Genomic DNA, 25,697 nt, shown 5'->3' on the forward strand with positions numbered 1-25,697 from the left:
GAAGCGCGCCGCAGGTGCGTCATTTTCCGCACGGCGGATGATGGATGTGGCGGAGACTTTCAACGGACTTCCCGCTCACGTCTGGCCCAGGAACGCCCGCCGCCAGGATGACGGGGTTGTAACGATTGCTGGTGTTCCACTCCCTGAGATCGCGGAGACCTACGGAACTCCGGTTTTCGTGGTCGATGAGGATGATTTTCGGTCCCGGTGCCGTGATATGGCCGAGGCCTTCGGTGGTGGGCACAATGTCCACTACGCCTCCAAGGCGTTCCTCACCAGAACCATTGCACGCTGGATTGATGAGGAAGGCTTGTCCCTCGACGTCGCTTCTCTCGGGGAACTGCAGGTCGCCTTGGCCGCTGATTTTCCTGCCTCACGCGTTACCGTCCACGGGAACAATAAATCGGAAGAGCTTCTGCGGGCGAGTGTCAGGGCGAGAGTCGGGCACGTCGTTGTCGATTGCGCCGAAGAGATCAGCAGGTTATCCACCATTGCGGTGAATGAGGGTGTTGAGCAGGAAGTGCTTGTTCGGGTCAAACCCGGGATTGAGGCGCACACCCATGAGTTCATCGCCACCAGCCATGAGGACCAGAAATTCGGTTTCTCCCTGGCCTCGGGGTCGGCGCATGCGGCCTGTGTGGCGGTGGTTGAAGCCGAGAACCTCAAACTCGTGGGTCTCCATTGTCATGTCGGTTCGCAGGTTTTCGACGCCCAAGGATTCTCACTCGCAGCCGAACGCCTGTTGGGGCTCATGGGCGAACTCATCCGGAATCTGGCGCCAGAGGACGCGGCAGACGCGGTATCCATCCTGGATCTCGGTGGGGGATACGGTATTGCGTATACGGAACTCCAAGAACCTCTCGACGTGCCGGGCGTCGCTGCATGTCTTCTCCGGGAGGTGCGTGCCCACGCTGATTCGCTGGGGCTCAAGCCGCCGCAACTACTCGTGGAACCAGGCCGGGCGATTGCGGGCCCCTCAACGGTGACACTCTACACAATCGGTACCGTGAAGGATGTTCATACGGCCCAGGACATGACCCGCAGGTACTTGTCCGTCGACGGGGGAATGAGCGACAATATCCGCCCAGCCCTCTATCAGGCGGAGTATGAGGGGCGTGTGGTGAACCGTTTCGTGGAGGGAAAGGGCATTGCGACGCGGGTTGTCGGGTCCCACTGTGAATCGGGGGATATCCTACTCAGCGATGTTCTATACCCGGATGATATCGCTTCAGGGGACCTTCTCGCGATCGCAGGTACGGGTGCTTACTGCTACGCGATGAGCTCCCGTTACAACATGTTCACCCGCCCAGCGGTGGTAACTGTCAGAAATGGACGGGTCCACCTCATGCTACGGAGAGAGACCCTCGATGATCTTCTGGCCCTGGAAACAGATCAGGTCTAGCTGGGGACAGACGGTGTGACGGATGTTGTCTATGGGGGATTTATTACGTAGACTTTCCGGGCACTGCCCTCCTTGAGCATAAAGCGTATGGACCTTCTTCCTGCGCGTTAAATGCTAGGGGGCCAGTGCCTTACATCGTAGGACAAGAGAAAGCAGAAGATCTTTATGACAAATCCTGACACTCCCGGATACGGTAATCCATCTGACGGATATCCCTCTGGACTCGATCACCCGCAGGCGAGAAATGGATCAACCAGGAACGCCATCGCCCCATGGGCTCTCGGAGTCGCGATTATCGCGCTGCTCATCTGCTGGGTTCCGGTGTTCAATTGGCTCCTGGCAGCTATCGGTGTGATTCTGGGCATCGTGGGAATCATTAAAGCTAAAGGGGTGACGGGGTCAAAGAACGGAAAGGGACTCTCGATCGCCGCGATCATTATCTCCGTGGTCGCCATCATCCTCAGCGTGGTTCTTGCTTGGGCGCTCGTGCAGTTCATCGGTACCGAAAACATCGAGTCGATCACCGAGTGCAACTCGATCGAGGACACAACCGAACGTGAACGGTGTATCGAAGAGCGCGCCGAACAAATTCGTCAGGACAAGATTGATTCTGCGAACACTGAGAATTAACCGATCTTGAGCACCCTGTCTTCCGATAGAAACCGGACACCCTCGGATTCGATGATCTGAGGGGAGAAAAAGGCGGACCGGCACCTTGTGTAGCAGGGAAAGCCGTTCCGCCTTTTTCGTGTTCATGGAGCGTCGGACCCGGTCCCGTCGCCGTTGGGCTCTTCCGGTCCTGCCTTTGGTCAAGATCAGCACGGTATGGAGGCGGCTTGTTTCATGCGGCCCACACAGATCGGCTGATCGACAGAGATACAGCAAGGGGAAATCATCAACTTGAGGATGACAAAGAGAAAACGCCACTCGTCGCCGGTAAAGGCGGAGTGGCGTTTTCAGTTTCCCGGGGAACCGGGAAAACCTAAATCCTAGTGGAAGAAGGGGGCGATCAGGTGATGCTGAACAGCCCAGTTGTAGGCGAAGCTGAAGACGAGAGCCAAGGCACCAAGTCCCAGGGCGAGCTTGAAGCCGCCCTCAGCCTTAGCATTGGAACCCGTTTCTTCCTTCTTGTCGCCATTGTCGGTCCCGTCGTTCTTCTCGTCCGTGTTGGTGGATGAGCCGAAGGCGTTCTTGATCTTGGCGGTGATGTCGTCGATGGAGGAGCCGTTGGCGTCTTCCTTCTTGTCGCCGTTGTCGGTGTCGTCGTTCTTCTCGTCCGTGTTGGTGGATGAGCCGAAGGCGTTCTTGATCTTGGCGGTGATGTCGTCGACGGAGGAACCGGAATTCTCACCCTCGGCGTTGCCACCTACCTTCACGGAGGAGCCGTTGACAGTGACATGGGCATTGGCGTTGCCTTCGGTGGCGACGGCCGAGCCGGTACCAGCAAGCAGTGCGAGGGAAGCGACAGCCGCGATTGCGGCGGAGGTGAAACGACGGTTCGTCATGTAAAAAGATCTCCTGATAAGGGTGTGAAGTATGTCGGTTCGGGCATGCCCGACCTAAGCCACTGACAATTTCATCTGTGGCTACATGTGTGCCCACCACATCGTGGTCAGCAGACTCGGTAGATGTGGTGAATACATGAACTGTATCGGAATTGTCGTAGAAGTGTTACATGAATAGTAAAAATCCTGAGAAAATTCACCCAACGGGCGAACATCCAGTTGAGGTAGCCGTGTGAATGTTGCCGTCCGCATAAGAACCTGTCACAGTCGCGGCACCCCCGGTGTAGAACCTGTGTAGTGGCCTGCGCAGGTGGCCTGTGTGCATGAGTTATTGTCCTTCGTCGTTGCGGACGTGCCGCAGACGGTGAGAGAGTGACGTTGCATTGATGATGCCGCGCCGTAGTCGGATGGATTCGTGAGGGAACTCCTTGGATTTGGAGATAGTGGGGTCTCCCGGTTAAAGGGTGAAACTGTCCGGTGGGGCGCGTGAACCCGGTGGTTGCGACTGCATGTACGCCACCGGTGTTCTGTTTTCTTAACCGTCCACAATATGACCTTGTTGATCCGGGGACGTGAAGGTGCGAGGTTGATAGGTCCTCAGGTTTGCGGCGCCTCCCGTATCCGAGTAGCCCGATATGATGAATCGACGGTCTGCCCGAGAGGGCTCCGGACCCTAACGCTGACGGTGAATCCACGGGGATTAAGGCGGTCCATCGGCGAGGTCGGTGGAACACTCTGTCTATGATGGCTGAGTACGCCTCGACATGGTTCGGTGCGCCTGCAGATTGAATCTTGAGTAGGTGGACTGGGCAGATTGTTTCGGCGGAGAATCGGTAGAGCACAAGTCACCAGAACCCACATGGAGCGCCATGACCGTCAAAGAACACCCAACCTATAACCCAGGTAAGGGGGAGGGCAGCCCGGTGGGCGTGGCTCTCCTCGGACACGGAACCGTCGGGAGCGAGGTCCTCAGACTTCTCCAGAACAACTCCGATGAATTCACGCATCGGATCGGTGGACCCCTCGAAGTCAAAGGCGTCGTGGTCGGGGATATATCAAAGCACCGTGATTCAGTAGACGAGGATTTGCTCACCACTAATGCAATGGAACTCATCCAACGCGATGACGTGGATATCGTCGTTGAGGTGATCGGTGGGATCGAGTATCCCCGAAAACTGGTCCTGGCGGCGCTCAAGGCCGGGAAATCAGTGGTCACCGCGAACAAAGCTCTGGTGGCGGCGCACTCCGCAGAGCTTGCTGAGGCTGCGGACGCTGCCGGAGTGGACCTCTATTTCGAAGCTGCTGTGGCTGCCGCGATCCCCGTCGTCGGCCCACTACGGCGTTCCCTCGCGGGTGATCGCATTGAATCTGTGGCCGGTATCGTCAACGGCACAACTAACTTCATTCTCGACGCCATGGATTCCACCGGTGCATCCTATGACGACATGCTCGCGGAGGCCACTCGTCTCGGTTACGCCGAAGCTGATCCCACCGCTGACGTCGAGGGGCACGATGCCGCGTCCAAGGCCGCTATCCTGGCATCCCTGGCGTTCCACACCCGCGTGACTTTTGAGGACGTCCACTGTGAGGGCATCTCATCAATCACCGCACGCGATATCGAGGCCGCCCGCGCAGCGGGGTACACCATCAAACTACTGGCCATTTGTGAACGCATCACCGGCGACGACGGTGCCGCGAAGGTCTCGGCCAGGGTTCACCCGACCCTCGTTCCACGGGATCACCCGTTGGCGAGTGTTACCAAGAGCTTCAATGCGGTGTTCGTCGAGGCGGAGGCCGCCGGTCGCCTCATGTTCTACGGCAACGGTGCGGGCGGATCCCCAACCGCCTCCGCGGTGCTCGGAGACCTCGTCGGCGCTGCCCGGAACAAGGTTCACGGTGGTCGTGCACCAGGGGAGTCCACCTATGCGAACCTCCCCGTCGCGCAGTTCGGAGAGGTAATCACCCGTTACCACGTCGACATGGAGGTCGAGGATCGCGTCGGTGTTCTCGCCGATGTCTCCCGGGTCTTCTCCGACGCGGGTATCTCTCTTCGTACGGTTCGCCAGGAGGAGAGTGACGATGCCGCACGGCTCGTCGTCATGACGCATTCCGCGCGTGAAGCAGACCTGTCCGAAACAGTCGAGACGCTCAAGAAGCTCGACGCAGTTAAAACCGTCAACAGTGTCCTTAGACTGGAAGGTGAATGATCCAATGAGCTCCCACAACCCCGTCCACCACGGCTGGCCCGGACTGATCGAGGCGTACCGCGACCGTATGCCGGTGGCCCAGGGGTGGAACGCCGTCACGCTTCAGGAGGGTGGCACCCCGCTGCTGAAGGCCCACCACATCTCCGAGATCACCGGCTGCGATGTCTATCTGAAGGTCGAGGGCCTCAACCCCACCGGTTCCTTCAAGGATCGCGGTATGACCGTCGCAGTGACTGATGCCGTCGCCAACGGCAAGAAGGTGCTCATGTGCGCGTCCACCGGCAACACCTCCGCGTCAGCGGCTGCCTACGCGACCCGCGCGGGCATCAAGTGCTCCGTCCTTATCCCCGAAGGAAAGATCGCCCAGGGGAAGCTCGCTCAGGCGGTCATGCACGGTGCGGAGATCATCCAGGTGCGCGGTAACTTTGACGACTGCCTCGAGCTCGTCCAGAAGACCACCACCGAGTATCCGGAGATCGCCCTGGTCAACTCCGTGAACCCCATGCGTATCGAGGGGCAGAAGACCGCGGCCTTCGAGATCGCCGATGTCCTCGGCGATGCGCCACACATCCATGCGCTGCCCGTCGGCAACGCCGGTAACATCACTGCCTATTGGAAAGGCTACACCGAGTATTTCAACGACGGTGTCACCACGCGTCGTCCCCGGATGCTCGGGGTCCAGGCTGCGGGCGCAGCACCCCTTGTCAACGGTGAACCCGTCACCAACCCGGAGACTATCGCGACCGCTATCCGCATCGGTAACCCGGCGTCCTGGCACTCGGCTGTCGCCGCCCGTGATGAGTCTGAAGGCGTGTTCCGTGCCGCCACCGACGAGAAGATCCTCGAGGCGTACCGGCTCATCGCCGGTAAGGAAGGCGTCTTCGTCGAACCTGCATCCGCATCGTCCGTCGCCGGTGTCCTTGCGGCGCACGAAGACGGCTGGCTCGAGCCGGGCCAGCTCGTTGTCTGCACTGTCACTGGTAATGGCCTCAAGGATCCGACGACGGCGCTGCTGCAGATGCCGGAACCGACCCCGATTGACGTCGATCCCGCTGCCGTGGTCGAGGCACTTGGTCTGAAGGCGTGATCCCGGTGAGCACCGCACTTCCTGTAGGTAAAACCGCGCACGTCACGGTCCCCGCATCCTCCGCGAACCTGGGGCCAGGATTCGACACCCTGGGCCTCGCGGTGAGTCTCTATGACCATGTTGATGTGGAAGTCACGGAGTCCGGTCTCGAGGTTACCGTCGAGGGCCAGGGTGTGGGGGAGGTTCCCCTTGATGAGCGGCACCTCGTGGTGCGTGCTGTTCGGGCAGGCTTGAACGCTGCCGGTGTCACCGTGCCAGGACTCAAGGTGACCTGCCGGAACTCGATCCCTCAGTCCCGTGGACTTGGTTCCTCAGCGTCTGCCGCTGTCGCTGGTGTCGCCGCGGCGAATGGGCTCGCGGGCTTTGTGCTCGATGATGCGGCTCTCGTACAGTTGGCCAGCGATTTCGAGGGACATCCCGATAATGCCGCGGCCAGTGTGCTCGGTAGCGCCATCGTAGGCTGGACCGAGGTACCGGTAGACGGTACGACGAAACCCCAGTACCGTGCCGTGAGAATCCCCACTGACAAGCGGATTCGGGCCACGGCCCTGGTTCCTGATTTCCGTGCCTCGACGCAGGCCGTCCGCCAGGTGCTGCCCAGTGACGTCACCCACATGGATGCACGCTTCAACGTCTCCCGGTGCGCGGTGATGACCGTGGCCATCCAGCATCATCCCGAATTGCTCTGGGAGGGCACCCGGGACCGGTTGCACCAGCCCTACCGTGCGGATGTCCTCCCCGTGACTGCGGAGTGGGTCAACCGACTCCGGAATCGGGGCTGGGCCGCCTATCTTTCTGGAGCAGGACCCACCGTCATGGTGTTGTCCACGGAACCCGTGGATCCGATGATCCTGGACCAGGCGCGGGCAGACGGACTCGTGGTGCACGAGCTTGAGGTGGCCGGACCTGTCGAGGTCACCGTTGACTGATCCGGACCGGCGGACCTGAAAGTCGGGGTGGGCGGGGAGAGGAATCTCCCACCCACCCCGCTTCGTTCAGCGACTGGGGATCGAAAGGACGTCAGGCAATCCGCTCGCCGGTGGCCGCGCTGAAGCAGTGCTGCTGGTTCTCCCGGATCCGCACGTGGATCGTCTCGCCGCGCGTCGGTGCGGTCCGTGGGGGAACCCTCACGATGATGGGCGAATCAGCGGATTCGTCCGGGCCAGATCCGATCGCCGCATCCGTGGCACCCGCGAGGTGACCATAGATGTAGGCGTCGGAGCCGAGCTCCTCAACGAGATCGACGACCACCGGAATAGTTGTGCCCACCTGCTCGCTGACAACCTCGAGACTCTCGGGCCGGAAACCGATCGTGATGCGTCCGCCGTCCGCTTCGGTGAGAGCTGCGACCGTGTCCCTCGGGAGCCGCACCGCAGCGGAACCGAGCTTGGCCTCGTCGCCGTCGACGTGGAACGTCCCGAGGTTCATCGCGGGTGATCCGATGAATCCGGCGACGAATTTGTTGACCGGCCGGTCGTACATGTCCTGCGGCGTGCCGCACTGTTGGAGTACCCCGTCCTTGAGAACGGCGATCCGGTCGCCCATGGTGAGCGCCTCCGTCTGGTCATGCGTCACGTACACCGTGGTGACACCGAGGTTGCGCTGCAACGAGGCGATCTGGGTACGAGTCTGTACACGGAGTTTCGCGTCAAGGTTGGACAGGGGTTCGTCCATGAGGAATACCTGGGGTTTACGGACGATGGCGCGGCCCATGGCCACCCGCTGACGCTGGCCGCCGGAGAGCGCTTTGGGCTTCCGGTCCAGGAAAGGTTCGAGACCGAGGATCCCCGCGGCTTCGTCCACGCGGCGGGCGATCTCGTCCTTCGGGGTCTTGGAGATCTTGAGGGCGAACCCCATGTTCTCCCGGACGGTCATGTGCGGGTACAGTGCGTAGTTCTGGAACACCATCGCGATGTCCCGGTCTTTCGGCAGTACCGAAGTGACGTCGCGGTCACCTATGAGGATGCGGCCCGAGTTGACGTCCTCCAGTCCGGCGAGCATCCGGAGTGAAGTGGATTTTCCGCAGCCTGACGGACCGACGAGAACGAGAAACTCGCCATCATCAATGTGTAGATCAAGTTTATCGACGGCCGGATGATTGGCCCCCGGGTATATTCGGCTGGCCTTATCGAAAGTCACTGTAGCCATGATTGAATTCCCTCCACCGGCAGGTACGTGCCGGACGATCCGAGTGGAGTACCTTCCCCGCCCACCGTGGCAAGGAGTTTACGCCATACGCGGCAGGGTAGCGCGACGTCGAAACCGTGCCCAGATGCTGTGACCAGGGGATGATACCGACTGCACGGTATTGTGCAGATCACTTCATGATGTCACAGTTATGGCCCGGGAATCATGGTCAGGAAAACTCCCCGTGGAAACTCCGGGTCAGGCCATCCTGGTGAATCTGATCCGCCACTCGTCCGGGCCCTGCTGAATGAACTTCATGTCGAAGGATTCCTCACGAGCGGCGATCTCGTTGATCAGGGGGACCGGATTGTGCGGGGCGACGAGGACGAGCGCCCCTCCGATGGGGAGGACCCCCAGTGCACCATGGATGGCCCCGTGTCGGATGGCATGCGGAATGGCAGCCGCATCCAGCTCCGGGATCGGAATCTCTTGTTCAGTACAGCTACAGGTGCCCGTTTTTTCGGTGAGGGGCAGTTGTTCCCGGAGACTCATCGGGGTTCCTTTCAGTGGAGCTGTAGATGATATTCCACGATGTTAATCTCGGATACTCTGATTGTCACCGGTCCCCGATGCGCGAGCTGCCGTGGGGGTTCGCCGGGAGAAAGCCATCCCGGTTCATCGTCAACGCTCGCCAGGGCCCTTGAGTCGGATCACCTCGAAGTCGCCGTCAGCAAGGTGTTTGCGCAGATCCTTTTTGTCGAACTTGTCTACGCTGGTGCGGTCGATCTGTTCCACGAAGGTCCAGTACTCGGGCAGCATCCAGGCCGGGAGTTTCTCGCGGAGTGTGTCCCGGAGGTGTTCCGCGGTGGCTTTTCCGGGGGTGACCCCAGGGTAGAGGACCGTCACAGCGAGGGGCCGTTCACCCCATTTGTCATCGGGATATCCGATCACGGCGGCTTCTACGACCTCATCCGCCTCCATGATCAGATTCTCCAGTTGGACGGAGTAGATCCATTCCCCGCCGGATCGGATGACGTCGCGGGCACGATCCTCAACGGTGAGGAAGCCGTCACGGGTGATCGATCCGACATCCCCGGTGCGCAGCCACCCGTCATCGGTGAATTTGTCGGTGGCGTCCCCGACGTCCGCGCCGCGGAAGCTCTGTGCGAGGCCACCTTTGTCCTCCTCTGGGGAGTGGTAGTAGGAGGCTGTGACCCAGTTGCCACGGACCTGGATCTCGCCCTGGTTCCGATCTGTTCCGGTGACTTCCCGGCCGTCGTTGACCACCCGGAACTCGATGGATGCGGGGAATCTGCCTTGGCTGATTCGATATGTCCAACGGGCTTGGCCGGAGACACCCATCGGTGGTCGGGCGACGGTGCCGATGGGTGAGGTTTCTGTCATGCCCCAGATGTGGATGACGTCGACTCCGTACCGTTCCTCCCACATTCTGATGAGGATCGGTGGTACGGGGGATCCGCCCGCGAAGATCTCCTGGAGACTCATTCGTTCTGGGGGATGCGAGAGATAATGCACCATCAACGAAATCCATAGTGTGGGGACCCCGGATGCCGCCCGTGGGTGGGTCGTCGCGATGATTTTCGCGAGTGTCGGTGCGGAGAGATCAGGGCCGGGGAGAATCATCGGTGCGCCGGACATGAATGCGGATATCGGGACCCCCCAGGAGAGGACGTGATAGATCGGTACACAGCAGAGGAAAGGTATCCCATGGCTCACCGCGAAACTATCCGTGGTCCGGAGGCTCATGGAGTGGAGATACATGGACCGGTGGGAGTAGACGACCCCTTTGGGAGCCCCGGTTGTGCCGGTGGAATAGCAGATCGCGGCTGCGGTGTGTTCGTCGAGGACGGGCCAGTCGTATGTCGTGGGGCGACCGTCGATGAGCGCTTCGTAGGAGTGGATCCTGATGTGGTCGGGTAGATGCGAAGAGAGCGTGTCGATGCCTTGCAGGCCTGTGATGATCACATCCGTGACCCGGGGACAGTGGGTGAGGATCCGTCCCAGTTTCGGAATCAGCCGTGGGTCGGAGATGATGACGCGGTCATTGGCGTGATTGATGATGTGGGAGACCTGATCCTCCATGAGTTGCTTGTTGAGGGGGTTGAACACCGCTCCCATGCAACTAACCGCGAACAGCGCTTCCAGGTGCTCGGCGCAGTTGTACATGAATGTACCGATACGCTGGTCGGAATCTATGCCGAGTTCATCTCGGAGAGCGTTGGCGAGTGCCGCTGCGCGGACCCCGATCTCGCTGAATGTCATTGAGGTTGGTTCACCGTGGTCCCAACTCGTGACCGTCGATGACCCGTGCACGGTGGAACCGTAGCGCAGGATCCTGGTCAACGACATGGGGATGTCGTGCATGGTACTCAGCATGTTCACCACTCTAACCGCGTGCTGATGCGGGGGCAGGGGTCCATGGAATGCTGGTGCGGGACGTGTCATTTCTCCGGGGAGCTATGATGCGGACTACCTGTTCGACCGTGTCCGATGTAGGCGTAGACGTGCCGAATACGCTAAAGTAGGTGACTGAACCGACAGGTTAATGCAGTGTGACCGCCAGGGCCGAGGCACGGAGCCGGATTATCGGGAACGACAATCTTCTTCCGTGCTTCCTCCCATGGCCGCGCACTCGAATGGCCGGGGTGCATGCCCGGGCCAGTTAATACAGCTTCGATGACGGTCTCCCGGCGGTATACCCGAAGGATGAACCGGCCGAAGCACCCAGACAAGTCTGAAGCAGAGCTTCCTCGCTCCCGGATCGCCCCACGGATATTCTCCGGCAGGTGTCCGAAGCCGAGCGGTACTGCGATGACTGATTATTTTCCGTGAAAAGCTGCCGGCAGTACGATCTGCCCAGTGGTGTATGACGCCATCAGTGCCGGTACAGCGATTGAAAGGACTTTCGTGACCGATACGGACAACGCCGTGAACAAGGATCTCGCCTCGTTCAAGCTCACTGAGCTGCGCCAAATGGCGCAGAAACTCGGTATCCGGGGAATCTCCGGCAAACGCAAGGGAGACCTCATCGAGGCAATCCGCGGCGCAGGTGGACAGAGCCAGGCCCCCGCCACAGCCTCAGCACCGGATCAGGGGGAGTCAGGTTCGGATGTCTCCGGTGGAGAACGGCATCGACGCCGGGTCAGTACCTCAACGATCACTCCGGGGGAATCTGCGCGGGAGTCCGCGCAGAGGGGGGATGCGGCAATGCAGCCGGAGACGTCTGCACAGAATGAGCGTCAGCAGCGGAACGGTGCCCACAAGAATGGTGACCCGAACGATGCGGAACGTCGTGATCGAGGCGAAGATCGGGATTCCGAGGCGGAGGGTTCCCCGGGTACTGAAAACAGTGACAACGGTGACGATGACGGGCATTTTGAATCACGTTCGGCTGCGCGCCGGGCACGTCGCAACCGTGCCCGCCAGCAGCGGAAGGGTGGCCGTGACACTAGTGATGACGGTACGCAGGATGACGGCGATGACAATGACGGAAACATCCGTAACGGTAATCGCCGGGACCGCAATCGTGACGGCGGCAGTGACGAGCAGAATTCAGACGGAGGCCGTAACAACAATCGCCGGGACCGCAACCGGGGCGGCGGCAGTGACGAGCAGAATTCAGACGGAGGCCGTAACAACAATCGCCGGGACCGCAACCGGGGCGGCGGCAGTGACGAGCAGAATTCGGACAACAACGGGGGGAACAACCGCCGGGACCGCAGCCGCGGTGGCGATGACAATGATGGTGGGCGGGGCAACCGTCGTAACCGACGTAACCGCCGGGACCGTAACCGAGGCGGAAACGACGCCTACGGTAACAATCACAGCAACGATGATTCTCGCGATGATGATGTGTTCTCTCCGGTCGGAGGTATTCTCGACATCGTCGACAACAATCTCGCATTTGTCCGTACAACCGGGTATCACGCTGGCCCAGCGGACGTTTTCGTGCCGCAGCAGATGGTCCGCAAGTTCGGATTGCGCTCTGGGGATGCGATCACCGGTCAGGTGAAGATGCGTGCCGACGGACAGCCCGCCAACCAGCACAGCGGTGGTGGACGCAACCGGCAGAAGTACAATTCGCTGGTCAAAGTCGACACGGTGAACCAGATGAGTCCGGAAGAGGCACGTAAACGCCCTGACTTCTACAGACTCACCCCGCTGTACCCGAATCAGCGTCTGCGGTTGGAGACTGACCCCAAGGTTCTCACTACTCGACTTATCGATTTAATCATGCCGATCGGTAAGGGGCAGCGTGCACTGATCGTCTCACCTCCGAAGGCGGGTAAGACGACGATCATGCAGAACATCGCCAACGCGATCGCGACCAACAACCCGGAATGCCACTGCATGATCGTGCTTGTGGATGAGCGTCCGGAGGAAGTCACCGACATGCAGCGTTCAGTCAAAGGTGAGGTCATCGCCTCCACCTTCGACCGTCCGCCGAGCGAGCACACGGCTGTCGCGGAGCTCGCTATCGAGCGTGCCAAGCGCCTGGTGGAGGAAGGGAAAGACGTCGTCGTTCTACTCGATTCCATCACCCGACTGGGACGCGCGTACAACAACAGCTCTCCGGCGTCGGGACGCATTCTGTCTGGTGGTGTGGACTCCAACGCACTCTACCCGCCGAAGCGTTTCCTCGGTGCCGCCAGGAATATCGAGCAGGGTGGTTCATTGACAATCATCGCGACTGCCATGGTTGAGACCGGTTCGGCCGGCGACACGGTCATCTTCGAGGAATTCAAGGGTACCGGTAACGCCGAGCTCAAGCTCGACCGCAAGATCTCTGAGCGTCGGGTGTTCCCGGCCGTCGACGTCAACCCGTCCGGCACCCGCAAGGACGAGCTTCTGCTCGCCCCCGAGGAAGCGCGGCTCATGCACAAGCTACGTCGGATTCTGTCTGCCCTGGACAATCAGCAGGCAATTGATCTGCTACTGAAGCAGTTGAAGAAGACGAAATCCAATGCAGAGTTCATGATGCAGATCGCTTCGTCGGCGCCGATGGCGTCTGACGGCGAGGAGGAGTACTCCTAAGATGTCGAACCAGGTTTCCGCTGTCGACGACATCCTCTCCGAGTACCAGGGCCTCGAAGCACAGCTCGCAGACCCGGAGTTGCACAATGATCAGACGGCCGCCCGTAGAGTCGGTAAGCGTTATTCGCAACTGCAACCGATCATCCGCGTGCACGGTGAGTTGTCTGCTGTGCGTGGTGATCTTGAGGCAGCCCTTGAGATGGCCCACGAGGATGCCGAGTTTGCCGCTGAGGCCGAACGTCTCTCCGAACGGAAGATCGAGTTGGAGGAGAAGCTCGCCGACCTCCTTGCTCCTCGTGATCCGCACGATGCCGATGACATCGTGATGGAGATCAAGTCCGGCGCCGGTGGTGAAGAGGCGGCGCTCTTCGCCGGCGAGCTCGCCAGGATGTACCAGCGTTTCGCTGAGAAGCACGGCTTCAGTACTGAAATTCTGGGGCTCAGCGAATCAGATCTCGGTGGAGTTAAGGACATGACCTTGTCCATCAAGTCGAAGCAGCCTTCTGCGGACGGTGCGTGGAGCGTCTTCAAGTTCGAGGGTGGTGTTCATCGGGTTCAGCGGGTGCCCGTGACCGAGTCACAGGGGCGTATCCAGACCTCCGCAGCGGGTGTTCTCGTCTATCCGGAGCCCGATGAGATTGAGGCCGTGGAGATCGATGACAAGGATCTTCGGGTGGACGTCTACCGTTCATCGGGCAAGGGAGGCCAGGGAGTCAACACCACCGACTCGGCTGTCCGTATCACACACCTGCCCACGGGAATTGTTGTGACCTGTCAGAAGGAACGTTCACAGATCCAGAACAAAGCTCGTGCCATGCAGGTTCTCGCAGCCCGGCTGCAGCGGCAGATCGAGGAAGCCGCTGACGCTGAAGCCGCAGAGGGCCGTGCTGCCCAGATCCGCACCATGGACAGGTCTGAGCGTATCCGGACCTACAACTGGCCCGAAAACAGGGTCAGTGACCACCGGATCGGATACAAGGCCAACAACCTCGACACCGTTCTGAACGGTGATCTTGAGGATCTGTTCGCCGCGCTCCAGACCGCGGAACGCAACGCCCGTCTGGAAGCTGAGTAGAGGTATCCACGTGCAGCTCACGGTAACCGCTGCCGTGCGCGACGCTGCGGCGGTTCTTTCTGCCGCGGGCATCGACACGCCGCTCGTCGACGCCCAGTTGCTCGCGGCACATCTTCTTGGCTGCGGGCGGATGGACCTCTTCCTCCGTGGCGGGGAACCGGCACCGGAAGGCTACGCGGCGCTCGTCAGGCGACGGGCCCGAAGAGAGCCTCTCCAGTACATCACCGGAACTGCTTCCATCGGCGGGCTTGACCTGGCAGTCGGTCCCGGGGTTTTCATCCCGCGCCCCGAGACTGAACTGCTCGCAGCCTGGGGAATCACTGAACTCACTAATTTGGCTACCCCCGTCGTCGTTGATCTCTGCACCGGCTCGGGGGCACTCGCGATCGCGGTTGCCTACTCGGTCCCTGATGCCACGGTCATCGCGGTCGAATTGGATCCGGACGCAGCCCGGTGGGCACGGAGAAATATTGATGTACATGCTCCCCGTGTCCGGCTCGTTGAGGCCGATGCGACCCGGATGGACATCCTCCCGGATCTTCAGGGCAGGGTGGACCTGGTACTTTCGAACCCGCCGTACGTTCCTGAGCGCGGATCGGAGATCTTGCCCCCTGAAATATCCCATGACCCCTACCGTGCCGTATTTGGTGGCATAGATGGCATGGAGGTCATCATCCCCATGCTCGAGACCGTGTATAAACTGCTGAAACCGGGGGGTATCTGTGGAATCGAACATGATGATTCCACCGGAGGTGCGGTACGGGCGGCGTTCTCCGCGCACGGTGGGTTTAACCGGGTTCGGACCCGGAGCGACCTGGCGGGTCGGGAGCGATTCACCACGGCGAGTAGACTCGGACACTGCTGAACGAGGTTCCACCCGGAAAGAGAGAACAAACCAGTGAGCCGGATCTACAACTGCCTGAACACCGAGGACCGCGTCAACGGTGTATCCGCTGCCGTCAACGCGGTCAAAGGCGGCGGGCTCGTCGTCCTACCGACGGACACGCTGTATGGAATCGGGTGCGACGCGTTCGATAATCGTGCCGTCGGTGACCTGCTTCGGGCGAAGCACAGGGGACCCGACATGCCGGTTCCTGTTCTCGTCGGAAGCTGGTACACGGTCCAGGGACTCGTCCGTGACAATCAACCGCAGGTGCGTACTCTTATCGAGGCGTTCTGGCCCGGTGGACTCTCCATAGTCGTCGTCCAGGCACCGAGTCTTCCCTGGAATCTCGGAGACACCCGTGGCACGGTGATGCTCCGGATGCCGCTGCACCCGGTTGCGATCGAGCTGCTGAGGGAAACCGGGCCGATGGCGGTTTCAAGTGCGAATATTTCCGGTCAACCTCCGGCAACAACAGCCGAGGAAGCCCGGAAGCAACTCGGTAGCACCGTTTCCGTCTATCTCGATGGCGGAACCTGTCTGGCGGGTCAGCCTTCGAGCATTATCGATCTTTCCGGGAGTCGCCCGCGACTGCTCCGGGAAGGGGCCGTCCCGGCTGCACGGATCGCTGATGCGCTCGGGATCTCTCCGGAGACTCTGGCCTGACATGGGATCCGGAGGCGCCGGAGTCCCCCTGCGCGAACTTGGACTGGTCCTTCTCGTCGCTTGCGCGGTGACCTATCTGGCCACCGGAATCGTCCGGTATGTCTTGGTTCGCACAGACAAGGTTGACCCGGTAAGGGAACGGGACGTGCACAAGAACCCGACTCCGCAGATGGGCGGAGTAGCTATGTTCACTGGTTTTCTGGCGGCAGTTTTCCTGGCACAGCAGCTTCCAGCGCTCAACAGAGGTTTTCAACCGATCACCCCGGAGATGGGGGCCGTCGCCTGGGCTGGACTCGTCATCGTGCTGGTGGGTATCATCGATGATTTTTTCGAACTCGATGTTCTGGCGAAGCTCATCGGACAGATCCTTGGTGCCGTCGTGATGAGCCTGATGGGATTGACCTGGACCCTGATATATTTTCCGTTCGGTGGTGGAACAACCGTCGTGCTCGATCAGGTGCTGTCGACGGTACTCACTGCTTTCGTCACCGTGGCGTTGATCAACGCATTGAATTTCGTTGACGGCAGTGACGGACTTGCAGCCGGGGTCGGGTTGATCACGGGTGGGGCGATCCTGACTTTTTCCCTGACCATTCTCCACGATCAGGGAGGAGCGGTGTCCGCGTATCCACCCGCCATCATTGGAGCGGGCCTGGTGGGAATCTGTCTCGGGTTTCTCCCGCACAACTTCGCTCCCGCGAGGATTTTCATGGGGGACACCGGCAGTATGCTGATCGGGTTGCTTCTCGCAGCCGGGTCAACGTCCGCCTCGGGAAAGATTAATCTCTCCCTGTACGGTGTGGCAGATATCTTCGCTGTCATGGCACCGATGATTGTCGCCGTGGGATGCGTCTGTGTTCCTCTCGCGGAACTCTGTCTGACGGTTGTCCGACGTCTGGTCACCGGACAGTCGATGTCGGTTCCCGACAAGAATCACCTGCATCATCAACTCATGCGCCACGGGCATTCCCCCCGTCAGGTTGCGGTAACGATCTACTCGTGGACCTTTGCGGTCGCCTTCGGTGCGGTAGCGTTCACGGTCCTCCATGTCATGGAAGTGCTCGTGGGGTTTTTCCTCGCGATTACGCTGGCGTTCATTTTTACGATCACACCGGTCCTGGACAAACGGAAGCGGGACCGTGAACTCTCGATCGACCCTCCATCTCCCATGACGTAGGATTCCGCATGTGAGTGAATCGACCCAGTTCCCCGAGTCCCCGTATGACAATCATCGGATCCCGCTTATACGTGCTGCTCAGATGGGGTCGTTCGCCCTGCTCGGAATCACGGCACTCTCCGTGTCGGGGTGGTGGATGATCGATGGTGAACGGGGAATGTGGGGTGGAATCATCGGTGGGATTGTCGGAGGCGGATTCGTTCTTCTGACAGTGCTGAGTGTTCTGATTACCGGTGGAACCTCACCGAGTATGACAGCCGTTTTAGTGCTTGGTGGCTGGCTCCTCAAACTGGTGGCACTTCTCATCCTTCTGTTCATTCTGCGTGATCTGGACTTCTACTCACGCAGGGCGTTGTTCGTCACGGTAATGGCGGCACTGACCGTGGTCCTGGGATCAGAGACATGGGCCATCGTGAGCAGTCGCACGACTTATGTCTCCTGACACTTCCCGCGTGCTCTATTTCAGTGGGTGGACATCGTTCCCGCGACAGATGAATCACGGTGTTACGTCCGGTATTGAGGTCCGAGTATAGGATAAGGCGCATACGGGGGAACCGGGGGCCGGGAAAATCCGGAGATGCATTACATCTCTGAAGTTGGTGGATTACCCCCGTAGCCCCCACTTCAACACCATGTGACCGAACTTACAAGTAAACATTTTCCCCGTTGAACAGTGGTGCGCTGGTTCTGGTCCAGGGGGTGGGTGAATACCCCCGGGGCAATCTTCGGTAAACGTACCCGGCACCTGATAGTCTGATCCCGGGTTTAGGGAACCGTTGTGCTGACGTGCTTTCGTCCGTACAGGTGTGCCATTCTGCTGGGATGGTGCCGGGCTTCCCGTCCCCAGTGATCACCGCGATGATGTGCGACGGAGTCCGCGGTTGGTCCAGGTACTTTTCAGACGTCCATCGCACCGCACCCGCAGGCAGAAGCGTCGGGTGCGGCCCGAACACGGGAGAGAACGCTGAGCGTTACAACACTGTCCATGAAGGGTGAGTTCCATAAGCCCGACCTGGACCAAGAATTTTTCCCGGGGTACGTGGATGAGCACGGGAATGTCGTGAACCTCTGGTTCCACGACTTCTTCAACGGCGCATTCGCACTCGACCGTCTGATGTTCGTCCGCCTGCTCATGGCGGTTCTGCTCGTCCTCTTCTTCGCCATCGCCATGCGGAACCCCAAACTGGTTCCGTCCCGGTTGCAGAGCGTGGGGGAGATGGGCCTTGATTTCGTCCGGCTTCATATCGCCGAGGAGATCCTCGGCAAGCGGGAGGGACACCGCTTTCTGCCATTGCTGACGGCTATCTTCTTCACCGTCTTTGCGATGAATCTCCCGTCTGTGATCCCGGGACTGAACATTTCCCCGAATGCTCGAATCGGCATGCCGCTGACGCTGGCGATAGTCGGTTACATCGCGTTCATCTACGCGGGTGTAAAGCGTTACGGCTTCTTCAAGTATGTCAAGTGCTCGACGGTGGTCCCGAACCTTCCGCCGTTGCTCCACTTTCTGACGATTCCGATCGAGTTCTTCTCGACGTTCGTCATGCGGCCGGCCACGCTGACCCTGCGTCTGATGGCCAACATGCTCGCAGGTCACCTCATTCTGGTTCTGTTGTTCTCCGCCACGAACTTCTTCTTCTGGCAGTTGAACGGCTGGACCCTGCTGAGTGGCGTGACCTTCCTTGCCGGAGTCGCGTTCACCTTGTTCGAACTGCTGGTCATCTTCCTGCAGGCGTACATTTTCGCGCTCCTCTCTGCCGTTTACATCGAACTGTCGTTGCACGCGGACGAACACTGACACCCGTCGCCCTCCGGGGCGTCGGCCCAGGCCTCGTGATTCCGGGAGACCGGAGCCACGGACCAGCCTCGGCTCAGGCCGGGGCATCAATACGGTCAACTGAATACCCCATCATCACCACCTCGCCCAGAAGACAATGACCTTTCTGGGCTTAAGAAAGGGAACGACACACCAATGAACGAGATCATCCTCGCGCAGGAAGCCGCCACCTCCTTCTCCGGTTTCGGCGCCATCGGCTACGGCCTCGCCGCGATCGGCCCCGGCATCGGCATCGGCATCCTCGTCGGTAAGACCCTCGAGGGTATGGCACGCCAGCCCGAGATGGCCGGCCAGCTCCGCACCACGATGTTCCTGGGTATCGCCTTCGTGGAGGCGCTTGCTCTCATCGGCCTCGTTGCCGGCTTCCTGTTCTGATCTACTCAACAGCGAAGAACCACGCCGACAACGAAAGCTGTGAGGACCTATGACTAACCACCTTTACCACCTTGCCGAAGGTGGCGCGGAGCATGGAAATCTGCCGCTGAGCGGCCAGATTTCACCCTTGTTCCCGTTCACCTACGACATGGTCTGGTCGGCGCTGTGCTTCATTGTCATCCTGATCGGCTTCTGGAAGTTTGTTCTTCCGAAGGCCCGTGAAGTGCTCGTCGAGCGCGAAGACCGCATCAAGGGCGGAATTCAGCGCGCGGAAGCTGCTCAGGCGGAAGCCAAGGCGGCCCTGGAAAAGTACAATGCCCAGCTCGCTGAGGCTCGTGCTGAAGCCGCGCAGATCCGTGAAGATGCGCGTACCAAGGGCAAGCAGATCATCGAAGACATGAAGGCCCAGGCCACAGAAGAAAGTAACCGAATCATCGAGTCCGGTGAGAAGCAATTGATGGCTCAGCGCGAGCAGGTCATTACCGAGCTTCGCCGTGAGATGGGACAGAACTCGATCAACTTGGCTGAGCGCCTCCTCGGCGAGCAGCTCGGCGACAACGTCAAGCGCTCCGGGACGATCGATACATTCCTCTCCGATCTCGACACCGTGGCCCCGGCAGGAAAGTGAGCGACATGCACGCAGCGAGCCGCGAGGCATTGGCGAAGGCGACGCGCAATCTGGACACGATCCTGTCCGGCCAGGGCAACGCCGTGGCCAGCGCCGCACAGACCGGAACCGAGCTTTTCGACGTCGTGGAAGTCCTCGACGGCGACCGCGCCCTGCGTGTCGCTGCAGCGGAGGTTTCGAACCCCGCCGAGCAGCGCGTGGGCCTGGTGCGGGAGGTATTCGGGGGAAAGGTCTCCGATACCACCCTCAAGGTCCTCGGAGATGCGGTTGAACTGACCTGGTCGACCCCCCGTGAGATGCGGGAAGGCCTAGTTGAACTCGGCCGCCGCGCACTGCTGGAGGCTGCCCGGAATCAGGGGCAGTTGGAGCAGGTCGAGGACGAACTGTTCCGGCTCTCCCGGATACTGAGCGACGAACCCAAACTCACGCAACTTCTCGACGACCGCACGGCGACTGCCGACGCGAAGCGAGGGTTGCTGGCGAACGTTCTGTACGGGAAGGTCACCCCGGTAACCGAGGCACTGGCATTGCAGGCGATCACCCGACGAGACCACGGCCCCGTCGACGACATCGCCGCACTGAGTGCATTGGCCGCCGACATGCAGAACCGGACGGTTGCCCATGTGGTTGCCGCGACCCAGCTCACTGCGCAGCAGGAGCAGGGACTGAAGGACAAGCTGGGCACGATCTACGGTCGTGAGATGTCCATCCACTCTGAGGTTGACCCCAGCCTCCTCGGTGGTGTGGTCGTCCGCGTCGGTTCGGAAGTCATTGATGGTTCTACTTCAGGCAAACTTCAACGCCTGCGGTCGAAACTGCCGTGACCGGCGCCGACTACGACCAGGAGAACTAGACAAATAATGCTGGAAGAAACAACCGAGAGCAGGAAGAACATGGCGGAGCTGACGATCTCCTCCGACGAGATCCGTAGCGCGATTGAGAATTACACCTCGAGCTACTCCCCGGAGGCCTCCCGTGAGGAGGTCGGCGTGGTCATTTCGGCGGCTGACGGTATCGCCCAGGTTTCGGGCCTCCCGTCAGTGATGACGAATGAGCTGCTCGAGTTCCCGGGTGGCGTCATCGGCGTCGCACAGAACCTCGATACCGACCGCGTCGGCGTCGTGGTGCTGGGTAACTACGAGAGCCTCAAAGAAGGCGACGAAGTCAAGCGGACGGGAGAAGTCCTGTCCATCCCGGTCGGTGACAAGTTCCTCGGCCGAGTGATCAATCCCCTGGGTGAACCCATCGACGGGATGGGCGCTATCGAGGCTGAAGAGGACCGTGTCCTCGAGCTTCAGGCACCCTCTGTGCTGCAGCGTCAGCCCGTCGAGGAGCCGCTTCAGACAGGTATTAAGGCTATTGATGCAATGACCCCCATCGGGCGTGGTCAGCGTCAGTTGATCATTGGTGACCGGAAGACCGGTAAGACTGCTGTCTGCCTGGACACCATCCTGAACCAGAAGGCCAACTGGGAGTCCGGTGACGAGAAGAAGCAGGTCCGCTGCATCTATGTTGCCATCGGTCAGAAGGGCTCCACTATCGCCGGAATCCGGAAGACCCTCGAGGAGCACGGTGCGCTGGAGTACACGACGATCGTTGCCGCTCCTGCCTCCGACTCCGCTGGATTCAAGTGGTTGGCGCCGTTCGCCGGTGCGGCCTTGGGGCAGCACTGGATGTACAACAACAAGCACGTTTTGGTCATTTATGACGATTTGACCAAGCAGGCTGAGGCCTACCGTGCGATCTCGTTGCTGCTGCGCCGTCCGCCGGGCCGTGAGGCTTACCCGGGTGACGTCTTCTACCTGCACTCCCGACTGCTGGAACGTGCCGCAAAGCTGTCCGATGACATGGGCGCAGGATCGATGACGGCTTTGCCGATCATCGAGACCAAGGCTAACGATGTTTCGGCCTTCATCCCGACCAACGTCATCTCCATTACCGACGGTCAGGTATTCCTGGAATCGGACCTGTTCAACCAGGGTGTCCGACCGGCCATTAACGTCGGTGTCTCGGTTTCCCGTGTCGGTGGTGCCGCACAGACCAAGGGCATGAAGAAGGTGTCCGGTTCGTTGCGTCTGGATCTCGCTTCCTACCGTGACCTGGAGGCCTTCGCGGCTTTCGCGTCCGATTTGGATCCGGCATCCAAGCGCCAGCTGGAACGTGGTCAGCGTCTCGTCGAACTGCTCAAGCAGTCCGAGAACAACCCGATGGCCGTCGAGGATCAGATGGTTTCGATCTGGCTCGCAGGCGAAGGTCACCTCGACAACGTTCCCGTCGAAGATGTCCGTCGTTTCGAGTCGGAACTGCACGAGTACCTGCATGGCAACGCCCGCGAAGTCTACGACCAGATCGCAGGTGGCGCTGCTTTCTCCGATGAGTCCAAGGAAGTGCTCGTTTCCGCGACCGAGGATTTCAAGCGAACCTTCCAGACCACGGATGGGACCCCCGTGATCAACGAGCCTGAGGTCGGAGCTCTCGCTGAGGGAGACCTGAAGAAGAACAAGATCACGGTTTCTCGCAAGTCAGCCAAGAAATAGGGTCGTGACACGCACCATGACCGTCCAAGGAAAAGAAGGGAGGCGATAGACCATGGCCAATCTTCGAGAACTACGTTCCCGTATCAAATCGGTGAATTCGACGAAGAAGATCACCAAGGCGCAGGAGCTCATCGCCACCTCGCGAATCACGAAGGCCCAGCAGCGGGTTCAGGCATCGATGCCGTACGCCGAAGAGATCCACAATGTGATCGAACGCCTGGCATCCGCCACTGAACTCGATCACGCGATGCTCCGTGAACGCGAGAACGGACGTCGGGCCGCGATTCTCGTGGTGACCAGTGACCGTGGCATGTGCGGCGGATACAACTACAATGTCTTCAAGAAGACTGCGGAACTGCGTGGGATGCTTGAGGAAAAGGGCTACGAAGTGGTTCTGTACGTTTCCGGTAACAAGGGTTTGAGTTACTACCGTTTCCGCAGTGAGAAAATCGCTGGTGCCTGGACTGGGTTCTCCCAGGACCCGGGTTACAAGGAAACGCACGGAATGCGCAGGCACCTGATCGATGGATTCGTTGCAGGATCTGCAGGTACCGCGAAGTGGCGTGAAGGACTATCTGCGCCCGAAGGCGAAGCTGTCCAGGGATTCGATCAGTTGCACGTCGTGTACACCGAGTTCGAGTCCATGCTCACGCAGAACGCTCGCGCACACCAACTCCTCCCGATTGAGCCGATCATCGAGCTTGATCACATCGAGACCGGGGAAGACATACTCGCCTCCTCATCGAATGAGGTCGAGGCGGACTACGATTTCGAGCCCAGCGCAGAGGAACTACTCGACGCACTGCTTCCGCAGTACGTGTCGCGTGGTCTCTACGCGATGCTGCTCGAGGCTGCAGCCAGTGAGTCAGCATCCCGGCGCACCGCCATGAAGTCGGCGACCGACAATGCGAACGAGCTGGTCAAGGACCTCTCCCGTGTGGCCAACCAGGCTCGTCAAGCACAGATCACCCAGGAAATCACAGAGATCGTCGGTGGCGCGGGAGCGCTCGCCGAAAGCGGAGAAAGTGACTAGATTATGACTACAGCTCTCCAAGAGCAGAACACACAGCAGGCGTCCACCGCCGGCCGTGTTGTGCGCGTCATTGGTCCGGTCGTCGACGTGGAATTCCCGCGCGGCGAGCTTCCGGCCCTCTACAACGCACTGACTGTCGAGATTAAGCTCGAGGCAGTCGCCAAGACCATTACGCTCGAGGTCGCCCAGTACCTGGGCGATAACCTGCTGCGTACCATTTCGATGGCCCCCACTGATGGACTCGTCCGCGGCCAGGAAGTTACCGACCTCGGTCGTCCGATCTCCGTTCCAGTCGGCGACGTCGTCAAGGGCCATGTATTCAACGCTCTCGGTGACTGCCTCGACGAGCCCGGCCTCGGTCGTGATGGTGAGCAGTGGGGCATCCACCGCGACCCACCGCCCTTCGACCAGCTCGAAGGCAAGACCGAGATCCTCGAGACGGGTATCAAGGTCATCGACCTCCTGACCCCGTACGTCAAGGGCGGAAAGATCGGCCTGTTCGGTGGCGCCGGTGTCGGTAAGACCGTTCTCATCCAGGAGATGATCACGCGTATCGCCCGTGAGTTCTCCGGTACCTCCGTGTTCGCCGGTGTCGGTGAACGTACCCGTGAGGGCACCGACCTCTTCCTCGAGATGGAGGAGATGGGGGTTCTCCAGGACACCGCACTCGTCTTCGGCCAGATGGATGAACCCCCGGGAGTTCGTATGCGTGTGGCGCTGTCCGGGCTGACGATGGCGGAGTATTTCCGCGACGTCCAACACCAGGACGTGCTGCTGTTCATCGACAACATCTTCCGTTTCACCCAGGCCGGTTCCGAGGTGTCGACTCTGCTGGGTCGGATGCCCTCCGCTGTGGGCTATCAGCCCACGCTGGCGGACGAGATGGGTGTGCTCCAGGAGCGCATCACCTCGACGAAGGGCCGCTCGATCACGTCTCTGCAGGCCGTTTACGTCCCTGCGGACGACTACACCGACCCGGCTCCGGCGACGACCTTCGCCCATCTTGATGCAACCACTGAGCTTGATCGCTCGATCGCCTCGAAGGGTATCTACCCGGCCGTGAACCCGCTGACCTCCACATCGCGGATTCTTGAGCCCGGTATCGTCGGTGAGCGTCACTACAACGTCGCTCAGCGTGTGATCAACATCCTGCAGAAGAACAAGGAACTCCAGGACATCATCGCCATCCTCGGTATGGACGAGCTGTCCGAAGAGGACAAGATCACGGTTCAGCGCGCTCGTCGCCTGGAGCGGTTCCTCGGCCAGAACTTCTTCGTCGCGGAGAAGTTCACCGGCATTCCCGGTTCCTACGTGCCGTTGGAGGACACTATCGTGGCCTTCGAGCGGATCTGCCGCGGCGACTTCGACCACTACCCGGAGCAGGCCTTCAACGGTCTGGGCGGGCTGGACGATGTCGAGGCCGCATACCAGAAGATGAACGAAAAGTAGAAGGGCGGGTCTCATGGCTGAAATCGCCGCTGAACTGGTCGCCGTGGAACGTAAACTGTGGTCCGGCAATGCCACGATCGTCACGGCCCAGACCACCGAGGGTGAGATCGGCGTGCTCGCCGGTCATGAGCCGATGCTCGGTCAGCTGATCGAGAACGGTGTCGTGACCATCCGTCCAGTCGACGGTGAGCGACTTGTTGCCGCCGTCCAGGGTGGTTTCATCTCCGTGTCCAAGGAAAAGGTCACCATCCTTGCGGACTACGCGGAATGGGCGTCTGAGGTTGATACCGCTGCTGCGGAGATCGCCCTCACCGAAGATGACGAGGACTCACGGGCACGTGCTGAAGCCGGACTGCGCGCTGTTCGTCGCAGTCGGGAGCCGTAGCCGACGTTCTCGCCTCGCAATTGAACGGCGGGTGTATCCCACAGCAGGTTGAGAGACCTTGGTGGGGTACACCCGCTGTTCGCGTCTCCCGATACAGCGCGGTATGCCAGTTGCTTCGTTGCCGTGGCTTCTGGAGCCAATGAAATCACCCCCGGCGAACTGTACTTTTGCTTATGTGAAGGCCCCCGTAACGTCAGGTTCGTTGTTCGGACGTGTCAGGAGTAGGATCACTGAAAAGCGGTACTACAGATATCAGCGCAGCGGCGTGG

Annotated in this window: 23 protein-coding genes; 19 read left to right on the plus strand and 4 right to left on the minus strand. The window is 60.2% G+C overall.

The genetic code is table 11. The features are described from left to right. Positions 1-40 precede the first annotated feature (40 nt). A complete protein-coding gene (lysA, locus tag QWU43_RS05575) occupies positions 41-1,402 on the plus strand; it encodes a diaminopimelate decarboxylase (protein ID WP_370917415.1) in 1,362 nt (453 codons plus the stop codon). 165 nt (positions 1,403-1,567) lie between these two features. Next, positions 1,568-2,032, plus strand: coding sequence for a hypothetical protein (locus QWU43_RS05580; RefSeq protein ID WP_370915089.1), 465 nt, complete (start codon positions 1,568-1,570; stop codon positions 2,030-2,032). A gap of 359 nt (positions 2,033-2,391) precedes the next feature. On the opposite strand, the gene QWU43_RS05585 is transcribed toward QWU43_RS05580, so the two are convergent. Beyond that, the gene (locus tag QWU43_RS05585; RefSeq protein WP_370917340.1) at positions 2,392-2,907 is read right to left on the minus strand and encodes a hypothetical protein; all 516 of its coding nucleotides are present in this window, start codon (positions 2,905-2,907) and stop codon (positions 2,392-2,394) included. 869 nt (positions 2,908-3,776) lie between these two features. Here QWU43_RS05585 and QWU43_RS05590 point away from each other — a divergent pair. The 3 genes from QWU43_RS05590 to thrB are packed head-to-tail and all read left to right on the plus strand — an operon-like array spanning position 3,777 to position 7,130. Further along, entirely contained in the window at positions 3,777-5,114 is a 1,338-nt protein-coding gene (locus QWU43_RS05590; protein WP_370917341.1) for a homoserine dehydrogenase, read from the plus strand. A gap of 4 nt (positions 5,115-5,118) precedes the next feature. After that, positions 5,119-6,201, plus strand: coding sequence for a threonine synthase (gene thrC, locus QWU43_RS05595; protein WP_370915086.1), 1,083 nt, complete (start codon positions 5,119-5,121; stop codon positions 6,199-6,201). A gap of 5 nt (positions 6,202-6,206) precedes the next feature. After that, on the plus strand, positions 6,207-7,130 hold the full coding sequence (gene thrB / locus QWU43_RS05600; protein WP_370915085.1) for a homoserine kinase: 924 nt from the start codon (positions 6,207-6,209) through the stop codon (positions 7,128-7,130). A 91-nt stretch (positions 7,131-7,221) separates the two neighbouring features. On the opposite strand, the gene QWU43_RS05605 is transcribed toward thrB, so the two are convergent. The 3 genes from QWU43_RS05605 to QWU43_RS05615 form a co-directional block, all read right to left on the minus strand. After that, positions 7,222-8,349 (minus strand): ABC transporter ATP-binding protein, encoded by a 1,128-nt coding sequence (locus tag QWU43_RS05605; RefSeq protein WP_370915084.1) that lies wholly within the window; start codon positions 8,347-8,349, stop codon positions 7,222-7,224. Positions 8,350-8,586: 237 nt separating this feature from the next. Next, positions 8,587-8,880 (minus strand): DUF2249 domain-containing protein, encoded by a 294-nt coding sequence (locus tag QWU43_RS05610; protein ID WP_370915083.1) that lies wholly within the window; start codon positions 8,878-8,880, stop codon positions 8,587-8,589. Positions 8,881-9,009: 129 nt separating this feature from the next. Then, positions 9,010-10,725: a long-chain fatty-acid--CoA ligase gene (locus QWU43_RS05615; protein WP_370917342.1), complete on the minus strand. Its 1,716-nt coding sequence runs from the start codon at positions 10,723-10,725 to the stop codon at positions 9,010-9,012. 531 nt (positions 10,726-11,256) lie between these two features. Between QWU43_RS05615 and rho the strand changes: the two genes are divergently transcribed. The 14 genes from rho to QWU43_RS05685 all read left to right on the plus strand — a co-directional run bounded on the left by rho (position 11,257) and on the right by QWU43_RS05685 (position 25,428). Then, a complete protein-coding gene (gene rho / locus QWU43_RS05620) occupies positions 11,257-13,383 on the plus strand; it encodes a transcription termination factor Rho (RefSeq protein ID WP_370917343.1) in 2,127 nt (708 codons plus the stop codon). 1 nt (position 13,384) lies between these two features. Next, a complete protein-coding gene (gene prfA / locus QWU43_RS05625; protein WP_370915080.1) occupies positions 13,385-14,458 on the plus strand; it encodes a peptide chain release factor 1 in 1,074 nt (357 codons plus the stop codon). 10 nt (positions 14,459-14,468) lie between these two features. Next, positions 14,469-15,323 (plus strand): peptide chain release factor N(5)-glutamine methyltransferase, encoded by an 855-nt coding sequence (gene prmC, locus QWU43_RS05630; RefSeq protein ID WP_370917344.1) that lies wholly within the window; start codon positions 14,469-14,471, stop codon positions 15,321-15,323. A 33-nt stretch (positions 15,324-15,356) separates the two neighbouring features. Further along, the gene (locus QWU43_RS05635; RefSeq protein ID WP_370917345.1) at positions 15,357-16,007 is read left to right on the plus strand and encodes an L-threonylcarbamoyladenylate synthase; all 651 of its coding nucleotides are present in this window, start codon (positions 15,357-15,359) and stop codon (positions 16,005-16,007) included. Between the two features lies 1 nt (position 16,008). Beyond that, positions 16,009-17,184, plus strand: a complete 1,176-nt coding sequence (locus QWU43_RS05640) for a glycosyltransferase family 4 protein (protein ID WP_370915077.1) — start codon at positions 16,009-16,011, stop codon at positions 17,182-17,184. A gap of 10 nt (positions 17,185-17,194) precedes the next feature. Beyond that, positions 17,195-17,626: a hypothetical protein gene (locus tag QWU43_RS05645; RefSeq protein ID WP_370915076.1), complete on the plus strand. Its 432-nt coding sequence runs from the start codon at positions 17,195-17,197 to the stop codon at positions 17,624-17,626. Positions 17,627-18,169: 543 nt separating this feature from the next. Beyond that, on the plus strand, positions 18,170-18,982 hold the full coding sequence (gene atpB, locus QWU43_RS05650; protein ID WP_370917346.1) for a F0F1 ATP synthase subunit A: 813 nt from the start codon (positions 18,170-18,172) through the stop codon (positions 18,980-18,982). A gap of 174 nt (positions 18,983-19,156) precedes the next feature. Continuing rightward, a complete protein-coding gene (locus tag QWU43_RS05655) occupies positions 19,157-19,396 on the plus strand; it encodes an ATP synthase F0 subunit C (RefSeq protein WP_198737374.1) in 240 nt (79 codons plus the stop codon). A 49-nt stretch (positions 19,397-19,445) separates the two neighbouring features. Further along, a complete protein-coding gene (locus QWU43_RS05660) occupies positions 19,446-20,024 on the plus strand; it encodes a F0F1 ATP synthase subunit B (protein WP_370915074.1) in 579 nt (192 codons plus the stop codon). 5 nt (positions 20,025-20,029) lie between these two features. Next, a complete protein-coding gene (locus tag QWU43_RS05665) occupies positions 20,030-20,848 on the plus strand; it encodes a F0F1 ATP synthase subunit delta (protein WP_370915360.1) in 819 nt (272 codons plus the stop codon). 69 nt (positions 20,849-20,917) lie between these two features. Continuing rightward, complete coding sequence (atpA, locus tag QWU43_RS05670; protein ID WP_370915359.1) at positions 20,918-22,561, plus strand: F0F1 ATP synthase subunit alpha; 1,644 nt, start codon at positions 20,918-20,920, stop codon at positions 22,559-22,561. A 52-nt stretch (positions 22,562-22,613) separates the two neighbouring features. After that, positions 22,614-23,594 (plus strand): F0F1 ATP synthase subunit gamma, encoded by a 981-nt coding sequence (locus QWU43_RS05675; protein ID WP_370917347.1) that lies wholly within the window; start codon positions 22,614-22,616, stop codon positions 23,592-23,594. A 3-nt stretch (positions 23,595-23,597) separates the two neighbouring features. Continuing rightward, positions 23,598-25,043 carry a F0F1 ATP synthase subunit beta gene (atpD, locus tag QWU43_RS05680; protein ID WP_198735648.1) on the plus strand — a complete coding sequence of 482 codons (1,446 nt, stop codon included), beginning with the start codon at positions 23,598-23,600 and terminating at the stop codon, positions 25,041-25,043. Positions 25,044-25,056: 13 nt separating this feature from the next. Next, positions 25,057-25,428: a F0F1 ATP synthase subunit epsilon gene (locus QWU43_RS05685; RefSeq protein WP_370915072.1), complete on the plus strand. Its 372-nt coding sequence runs from the start codon at positions 25,057-25,059 to the stop codon at positions 25,426-25,428. Positions 25,429-25,697 lie beyond the last annotated feature (269 nt).

Source organism: Corynebacterium sp. CCM 9204 (assembly GCF_041357695.1).
Taxonomy (GTDB): domain Bacteria; phylum Actinomycetota; class Actinomycetes; order Mycobacteriales; family Mycobacteriaceae; genus Corynebacterium.

Bases quoted from the DNA above. Each gene is read 5' to 3' on its own strand.
- lysA (WP_370917415.1), top strand. From the start codon at position 41: ATGGATGTGGCGGAGACTTTCAACGGACTTCCCGCTCACGTCTGGCCC.
- QWU43_RS05580 (WP_370915089.1), top strand. From the start codon at position 1,568: ATGACAAATCCTGACACTCCCGGATACGGTAATCCATCTGACGGATAT.
- QWU43_RS05585 (WP_370917340.1), bottom strand. From the start codon at position 2,907: ATGACGAACCGTCGTTTCACCTCCGCCGCAATCGCGGCTGTCGCTTCC.
- QWU43_RS05590 (WP_370917341.1), top strand. From the start codon at position 3,777: ATGACCGTCAAAGAACACCCAACCTATAACCCAGGTAAGGGGGAGGGC.
- thrC (WP_370915086.1), top strand. From the start codon at position 5,119: ATGAGCTCCCACAACCCCGTCCACCACGGCTGGCCCGGACTGATCGAG.
- QWU43_RS05605 (WP_370915084.1), bottom strand. From the start codon at position 8,349: ATGGCTACAGTGACTTTCGATAAGGCCAGCCGAATATACCCGGGGGCC.
- QWU43_RS05610 (WP_370915083.1), bottom strand. From the start codon at position 8,880: ATGAGTCTCCGGGAACAACTGCCCCTCACCGAAAAAACGGGCACCTGT.
- QWU43_RS05615 (WP_370917342.1), bottom strand. From the start codon at position 10,725: ATGCTGAGTACCATGCACGACATCCCCATGTCGTTGACCAGGATCCTG.
- prfA (WP_370915080.1), top strand. From the start codon at position 13,385: ATGTCGAACCAGGTTTCCGCTGTCGACGACATCCTCTCCGAGTACCAG.
- QWU43_RS05640 (WP_370915077.1), top strand. From the start codon at position 16,009: ATGGGATCCGGAGGCGCCGGAGTCCCCCTGCGCGAACTTGGACTGGTC.
- atpB (WP_370917346.1), top strand. From the start codon at position 18,170: ATGAAGGGTGAGTTCCATAAGCCCGACCTGGACCAAGAATTTTTCCCG.
- QWU43_RS05655 (WP_198737374.1), top strand. From the start codon at position 19,157: ATGAACGAGATCATCCTCGCGCAGGAAGCCGCCACCTCCTTCTCCGGT.
- QWU43_RS05660 (WP_370915074.1), top strand. From the start codon at position 19,446: ATGACTAACCACCTTTACCACCTTGCCGAAGGTGGCGCGGAGCATGGA.
- QWU43_RS05665 (WP_370915360.1), top strand. From the start codon at position 20,030: ATGCACGCAGCGAGCCGCGAGGCATTGGCGAAGGCGACGCGCAATCTG.
- atpA (WP_370915359.1), top strand. From the start codon at position 20,918: ATGGCGGAGCTGACGATCTCCTCCGACGAGATCCGTAGCGCGATTGAG.
- QWU43_RS05675 (WP_370917347.1), top strand. From the start codon at position 22,614: ATGGCCAATCTTCGAGAACTACGTTCCCGTATCAAATCGGTGAATTCG.
- atpD (WP_198735648.1), top strand. From the start codon at position 23,598: ATGACTACAGCTCTCCAAGAGCAGAACACACAGCAGGCGTCCACCGCC.
- QWU43_RS05685 (WP_370915072.1), top strand. From the start codon at position 25,057: ATGGCTGAAATCGCCGCTGAACTGGTCGCCGTGGAACGTAAACTGTGG.